Annotated in this window: 6 protein-coding genes; all 6 read left to right on the top strand. The window is 73.6% G+C overall.

All coding sequences use genetic code 11. From position 1 onward, the window contains the following. Positions 1–1017 (top strand): nicotinate-nucleotide--dimethylbenzimidazole phosphoribosyltransferase (locus UWG_RS29765; protein WP_016906903.1); only part of this gene is annotated, 1017 nt, incomplete at its 5' end. Positions 1018–1042: 25 nt separating this feature from the next. Continuing rightward, the gene (locus UWG_RS0109150) at positions 1043–1846 is read left to right on the top strand and encodes an adenosylcobinamide-GDP ribazoletransferase (protein ID WP_016906902.1); all 804 of its coding nucleotides are present in this window, start codon (positions 1043–1045) and stop codon (positions 1844–1846) included. 121 nt (positions 1847–1967) lie between these two features. Next, on the top strand, positions 1968–3317 hold the full coding sequence (locus UWG_RS0109145; protein ID WP_016906901.1) for a cytochrome P450: 1350 nt from the start codon (positions 1968–1970) through the stop codon (positions 3315–3317). A 196-nt stretch (positions 3318–3513) separates the two neighbouring features. Then, positions 3514–5085: a leucyl aminopeptidase gene (locus UWG_RS0109140; protein ID WP_016906900.1), complete on the top strand. Its 1572-nt coding sequence runs from the start codon at positions 3514–3516 to the stop codon at positions 5083–5085. Between the two features lie 222 nt (positions 5086–5307). Further along, positions 5308–6714, top strand: a complete 1407-nt coding sequence (gene lpdA, locus UWG_RS0109135; RefSeq protein ID WP_078495623.1) for a dihydrolipoyl dehydrogenase — start codon at positions 5308–5310, stop codon at positions 6712–6714. A gap of 51 nt (positions 6715–6765) precedes the next feature. Then, positions 6766–6861: biotin/lipoyl-containing protein (locus tag UWG_RS32080; protein WP_337459923.1), on the top strand; the 96-nt coding region annotated here is incomplete at its 3' end.

Below are 6861 nucleotides of genomic sequence, written 5' to 3'. Positions count from 1 at the left end.
CGGGCGCGGACGGGGCTGCCGCCCGAGGCGCTCGGCCGCCTCGACGAGCTCGGCGAGTGGCTGAGCGCCGGGCAGCTTCGCGTCCCGCCCACCCCCGTCTCGCACCCGCGGCTCGTCGTATTCGCCGGCGACCACGGCGTCGCGGAGCTCGGCGTCTCGACACGGGCCGCGGGCACCGCCGTCGAGCTGGTGCGCGAGATGCTCGACGGGAACGCGCCGGCCGCCGTCCTCGCGCGGCACGCGCAGGTCCCGCTCCGCGTCGTCGACACCTCGCTCGACTGCGACCCGTCGCAGCTTCCCTCCGAGGTCACGGCGCACCGGGTGCGCCGGTCCTCGGGCCGGTTCGACGTCGAGGACGCGCTCACCCCCGAGGAGGCCGAACTCGCCTTCCGCGCGGGGATGTCGGTCGCCGACGAGGAGGCCGACGCCGGCACCGACCTCGTCGTCCTCGGCGACCTCAGCACGGGCGGCACCACCGCGGCCGGCACCCTGATCGCCGCGCTCTGCGGCACCGACGCCTCCGTGGTGACGGGCAGGGGCGGGGGCCGGATCGACGACCTGGCGTGGATGCGCAAGTGCGCCGCGATCAGGGACGGGCTGCGCCGCGCACGCCCCGTCCTCGGGGACCAGTTGAAGCTCCTCGCGGCGATCGGCGGCGCCGATCTCACCGCGGCGACGGGGTTCCTCCTCCAGTGCGCGGTGCGGCGCACGCCCGTGGTGTTCGACGGCGTCGTCTCGGCGGCGTGCGCCCTCGTCGGACAGCGGATCGCGTTCCGCGCGACCGACTGGTGGGTCGCGGGCCACGTCACCGACGAGCCCGCGCAGGCGAAGGCGCTCGACCGTGTCGCGCTGGACCCGGTGCTCGACCAGGGGTTGCGGATCGGCGGAGGCGCGGGCGCGCTCCTCGCTCTCCCCGTCGTGCGTGCCGCGGCGGCGCTCGCCGCCGAACTGCCCGAGGTGGAGAGCGCGTCGGGCGCGGAGGAGCCCCCGGCGGGGGCAGCGCTCGACGCGACCTGACGCCCCCGCCCGGTACCGTCCTGCCATGGACGACATACCGCCGCACCCGCAGCCTGCCCGCCTTCTCGACGGCGTCCGCTTCGCGTTCGGCACGCTCACGGTGCTGCCGGTGCGGGTCGCGCGCTGGGACCGCGAGGCGGCACGCAGAGGCATGGTGTGCGCGCCGCTCGCCGGCCTCGCCGTGGGGCTCTTCGCCGCCGCCGTCGCCGGCGTGCTGCTGGTGCTCGGCGCGGGCGCGCTCCTCGCCGCTTTCGCCGCCGTAGCGGTCGGCGCCGTCCTCACCAGGGGGCTGCACCTCGACGGACTCGCCGACGTCGCCGACGGGTTGGGGAGCGGCAAGCCGGCGGACGAGGCGCAGAAGATCATGAAACGCTCGGACATCGGGCCCTTCGGCACCGTCACGCTCGTCCTCGTCCTCGGCGGGCAGGCGGCCGCGCTGAGCCAGCTGTACGCGGCGGGGTGGGCGTACGGGGCGGCCGGGGGCGCCGTCGCCGCCGTGGTGGCGCGCACGGCGCTGACGCTGGCGGCGCGCGGCGGGGTGGCGGCGGCGCGGCCCGACGGGCTGGGGGCCGCGGTCGCCGAGACGGTCCCCGTGCGTACCGCGTACGCGACGTCCGCGGTCGTCGCGCTCGCCGCCGCGGCGGCGGGGGCGCTCTTCGGGTGGGCGCCGGTCGTGCAGTTCGCCGCCGCCGCGGTGCTCGGACTCGCGGCTGCCGAGGCGCTGTTGGCGCACTCCGGGCGGCGGCTCGGCGGCGTGACGGGCGACGTGCTCGGCGCCGTGGCCGAGACGGCGGGGACGGCCGCGCTCGTCGTCCTTGCGCTGGGGTGACGCGCCCACCGACAATCCCTCCGTCCCCTCCGCCGCGCGTCCGCGGGGGCGGTGCAAGTCCCATCGCAGGTCAGCAGGTGAACACCGCACGGCACGTCCCGTCCACGACGTAAGGACCCGCATGCCGCACGCTGTCCGACCCCCGCAGCTCTCCGGTGCCCGCCCCCTCGTCGGCCACGCGGCGCCGTTCCTCCGCGACCCGTACGCCGTCCTCAGCCGCGGACAGGCCGAGCACGGCCGCGCGTTCAGCTTCCGTCTCGGCAACAGGCAGGCGACGGCGCTCCTCGGCTCCGAGTACAGCGGGTGGATGCTCAAGGCCCCCGACGACGACCTCTCGATCAGAGCCTCGTACCCGTTCTTCAAGCACATGTTCGGCCCCGACTTCTTCTTCTGGGCCGAGTTCGAGGAGTACAGGCGCCAGCGCGAACTCGTCCTGCCGCGCTTCAGAGCCGGTCAACTCGACTCCTACCTCGGCCGGATGGAGACCGAGACGCGGGCGCTGATGGCCCGGCTCGGGGACGAGGGCGAGACGGAACTCGTCGAGGCGCTCGGCGAGACCGTCATGCACATCTCGGCGCACGCGTTCCTCGGTGCCGACGTCAACGAGCGGATCAGGGGCTTCTTCCCCACCTTCCGCCGGTTCTCGGAGGGCCTCGACCCCGTCCTGCCCGGCTGGGTGCCCGCGCCGCACCTGCTGCGCAGCAGGCGGGCCCGCGACTCACTCCGCCGCGACATCCTCGCCCTGGTACGCCGGCGGCGCCAACGCCCCCGGGAGGAGCCGGACTTCCTCCAGACGCTGGTCGACTCGCACTTCGAGGACGGGGAGCCGGTGCCCGACGCGGTCCTCGTCAACCTGGTCCTCATGTTCCTCTGGGCCGGCCACGAGACGACGACGGGGCACCTCGCCTGGGCCCTCGTCGACCTGCTCGAACACCCGGCGCACCTCGCCCGCGTCCGCGCCGAGCAGCGGGACGCGGGGCTCGGCGAGGGCGCGACGGCGCCCCTCACCACGAAGGACCTGCACCGCCTGCCGCTCCTCGGGGCCGCGCTCAAGGAGACGCAGCGCCTCCACCCGGTCGCGCCCATGCTGATGCGGCGGGCGCGGCGGGAGTTGACCGTCGACGGCTGGCTCGTCCCCCGCGGCTCCCTCGTCCTCGTCTCCCCCGCGCTCACGCACCGGCTGCCGGAGGAGTGGCGGCAGCCCGACGCCTATCGGCCCGAGCGCTTCCTCAAGGGCTCGGGCGAGCGCACCCCCGAACTGATCGGTTTCGGCGGCGGGTTGCACCGCTGCCTCGGCGAACGCTTCGCGCACGTCGAGATGGAGGCGGTCCTCACCCTCCTCCTCCGCCATTACGAACTCGAACTCCTCGACTCGCCCGTGGCTCCCGTGCCGGGCTCGAAGACGAAGTGGCCGAAGAGCCCCTGCCGCGTGCGGTACCGCGCCAAGTCGGCGGCGGGCGCGGCGGTTTGAGCATCCGTGGGGCCGGTCGGGCAGCGGGGCGGCCGCCGACGGCGGGCGGGGACGCGTCGGCGGCGGGCTCGCGCGCGGCGCCGCGGGCACCGCCAGGGGCATACGATGCGGCTTCGGTCGGGGCATACGATGCCCAACAACCCCCCAAGCCGTACGCAACGAGGATACGGCCCGAAGGAAGAAGGTCACCGCCACCGTGTCTGCTCTGACTCTCAGCACCTCGTCACCCGCGACGCTGCGCGCGGACGCCGTCGTCGTCGGCGTCACCAAGGGCAGCCCCGAAGGCAGGCCGCCGGCCGTCGCGGCCGGAGGGGAGGCCGTCGACAAGGCGTTCGGCGGCAAGCTCGCGGCAACCCTGGAGACGCTCGGCGCGACGGGCGGAGAGGGCGAGACCACCAAGGTGCCCGCGCCGTCCGGCATGAAGGCCCCGCTGGTCCTCGCCGTCGGCCTCGGCGCCGCTCCGGCCAAGGGCTCCTCCTACGACGCCGAGACGCTGCGCCGCGCCGCCGGAGCCGCCGCGCGTGCGCTCGCCGGCTCGAAGAAGGCCGCGCTCGCGCTGCCCGTCGAGGGAGCCGAGTCGGTGGCGGCGCTCGCCGAGGGCGCGCTCCTCGGCGCCTACTCCTTCACCGACTACCGGGGCGACGACACGGCGAAGACCGGCAAGCCCGCGAAGTCGGCGAAGGCCGCCCAGGCCGAGGCGGCGCGCAGCGCGCCGCTCGCCGAGGTGGCGGTCCTCGGCGCGAAGCCGCGGGACAAGGCGCACAAGGCCGCCGCCGAGCGGGCCGAGATCCTCGCCGACGCGGTCGCACGCGCCCGCGATCTCATCAACACCCCCTCCAACGACCTCACTCCGGCCGCCTTCGCCGCCGAGGCGCAGGACGCGGCGAAGGAGCACGGCCTCAAGATCGAGGTGCTCGACGAGAAGGCGCTCACCAAGGGCGGCTACGGCGGCATCCTCGGCGTCGGCATCGGCTCCGAGCAGCCGCCGCGCCTCGTGCGCATCGCGTACGCGCCGGCGAAGGCGAAGAAGTCGCTGGCCCTCGTCGGCAAGGGCATCACCTACGACTCGGGCGGTCTCACGCTGAAGCCGGCCGGGCACAACGAGACGATGAAGAGCGACATGAGCGGCGCCGCGGCCGTCTTCGCCACCGTCGTCGCCGCCGCCAGGCTCCAGCTCGACGTCAAGATCACCGGCTGGCTCGCGCTCGCCGAGAACATGCCGTCCGGCTCGGCGATGCGCCCCGGCGACGTGCTGACGATGTACAGCGGGAAGACCGTCGAGGTCCTCAACACCGACGCCGAGGGCCGCCTCGTCCTCGGGGACGCGCTCACCCGCGCCTGCGAGGAGTCCCCCGACGCCGTCGTCGACATCGCGACCCTCACCGGCGCCATGGTCGTCGCACTCGGCAACCGCACCTTCGGGATCATGGCCAACGACGACGCCTTCCGCAGCGCCGTGCAGGAGACCGCCGACGAGGCGGGCGAGCCGTCGTGGCCGATGCCGCTCCCGTCCGAACTGCGCACCGCGATCGACTCCCCCGTCGCCGACGTCAAGAACGTGGGCGACCGCATGGGCGGGGGCCTCCTCGCCGGCGTCTTCCTGCGGGAGTTCCTCTCCGAGGGGACGACCTGGGCCCATCTCGACATCGCAGGACCGGCGTTCAACGAGTCGGCGCCGTTCGGCTACACGCCCAAGGGCGGCACCGGCTCCGGCGTCCGCACCCTGCTGCGTCTCGCGGAGCGGACGGCGGCCGGCGAGGTCGTCTGACGCGCAGCGGACTCCAGGGCGCCGACCGACCGCGGTCGGCGCCCTGACGCGTCTCACGCAGTGGCTACGGCCGCCCGGCGTCCCGCATTCCGTCGACAAGTGCGAAGATGGGTTTCCGGCAGGACAGGGCCCACCGGCGCGGATCGCGCCGAGTCCAGGGCCGAGTACAGCAGCGGCCGCAATACAGCCGCCCGGTCGAAGGAGACCGGCACCGGCGCACCCATGCATGGAGGACGTGACGTGGCGAACGACGCCAGCACTGTTTTCGACCTAGTGATCCTCGGGGGCGGGAGCGGCGGCTATGCCGCCGCGCTGCGCGCCGCTCAGTTGGGGCTGGACGTCGCCCTGATCGAGAAGGACAAGCTCGGTGGCACCTGCCTGCACCGCGGCTGCATCCCCACCAAGGCCCTGCTGCACGCCGGCGAGGTCGCCGACTCCGCGCGCGAGGGCGCCGAGTTCGGCGTCAAGAGCTCCTTCGAGGGCATCGAGATGGCCGGCGTCCACAAGTACAAGGACGGCGTGGTCTCGGGACTCCACAAGGGCCTTCAGGGGCTCGTCGCCTCCCGCAAGATCACCTACGTCGAGGGGTCCGGGTACCTCTCCTCCCCCACCTCCGTCGACGTCAACGGCCAGCGTTTCGAGGGCCGGCACATCCTGCTCGCGACCGGCTCGGTGCCCAAGTCCCTGCCGGGGCTGGAGATCGACGGCGACCGGATCATCTCCTCCGACCACGCCCTCCAGCTCGACCGCGTGCCGAAGTCCGCGGTCGTCCTCGGCGGCGGCGTGATCGGCGTCGAATTCGCCTCGGCGTGGACCTCCTTCGGCACGGACGTCACCGTCGTCGAGGGCCTCAAGCACCTCGTCCCCGCCGAGGACGAGAACAGCTCGAAGCTGCTGGAGCGGGCGTTCCGCAAGCGCGGGATAAAGGCGAACCTCGGCACCTTCTTCGAGCGCGCGGAGTACACGCAGGACGGCGTCAAGGTGGTCCTCGCCGACGGCAAGGAGTTCGAGGCCGAGGTGCTGCTCGTCGCCATCGGCCGCGGGCCCGTCTCGCAGGGGCTCGGCTACGAGGAGGCAGGCGTCGCGATCGACCGCGGCTTCGTCCAGGTCGACGAGTACTGCCGGACCAGCGTCCCGACCGTCTCCGCCGTCGGCGACCTCATCCCCACCCTCCAGCTCGCGCACGTCGGCTTCGCCGAGGGCATCCTCGTCGCCGAGCGGCTCGCCGGGCTCAACCCGGTGCCGATCGACTACGACGGCGTCCCGCGGGTCACCTACTGCAACCCCGAGGTCGCCTCCGTCGGCTTGAGCGAGGAGAAGGCCAAGGAGCGGTACGGTGCCGACAAGGTGGTGACCCTCAAGTACAACCTTGCGGGCAACGGCCGCAGCAAGATCCTGAAGACCACGGGCGAGGTGAAGCTCGTCCAGGTCCGTGACGGTGCCGTCGTCGGCGTCCACATGGTCGGTGACCGCATGGGCGAGCAGGTCGGCGAGGCCCAGTTGATCTACAACTGGGAAGCGCTGCCCTCCGAGGTGGCACAGCTCATCCACGCCCACCCCTCGCAGACGGAAGCACTCGGCGAAGCGCACCTCGCCCTCGCCGGCAAGCCGCTGCACTCGCACGACTGACCACGACCGGGCGCGTTCCATCCGCACATTTCGTTAGGAGCAACCGAAACCATGGCGGTTTCCGTAACCCTGCCGGCGCTCGGCGAGAGCGTCACCGAGGGCACCGTCACCCGCTGGCTGAAGGCCGAGGGTGAGCACGTCGAGGCC

The organism is Streptomyces xiaopingdaonensis, from assembly GCF_000262345.1.
Taxonomy (GTDB): Bacteria; Actinomycetota; Actinomycetes; order Streptomycetales; family Streptomycetaceae; genus Streptomyces; species Streptomyces xiaopingdaonensis.
Note: the sequence above shows the minus strand (reverse complement) of the source record. Positions and strands in the feature narration are given on the sequence as shown.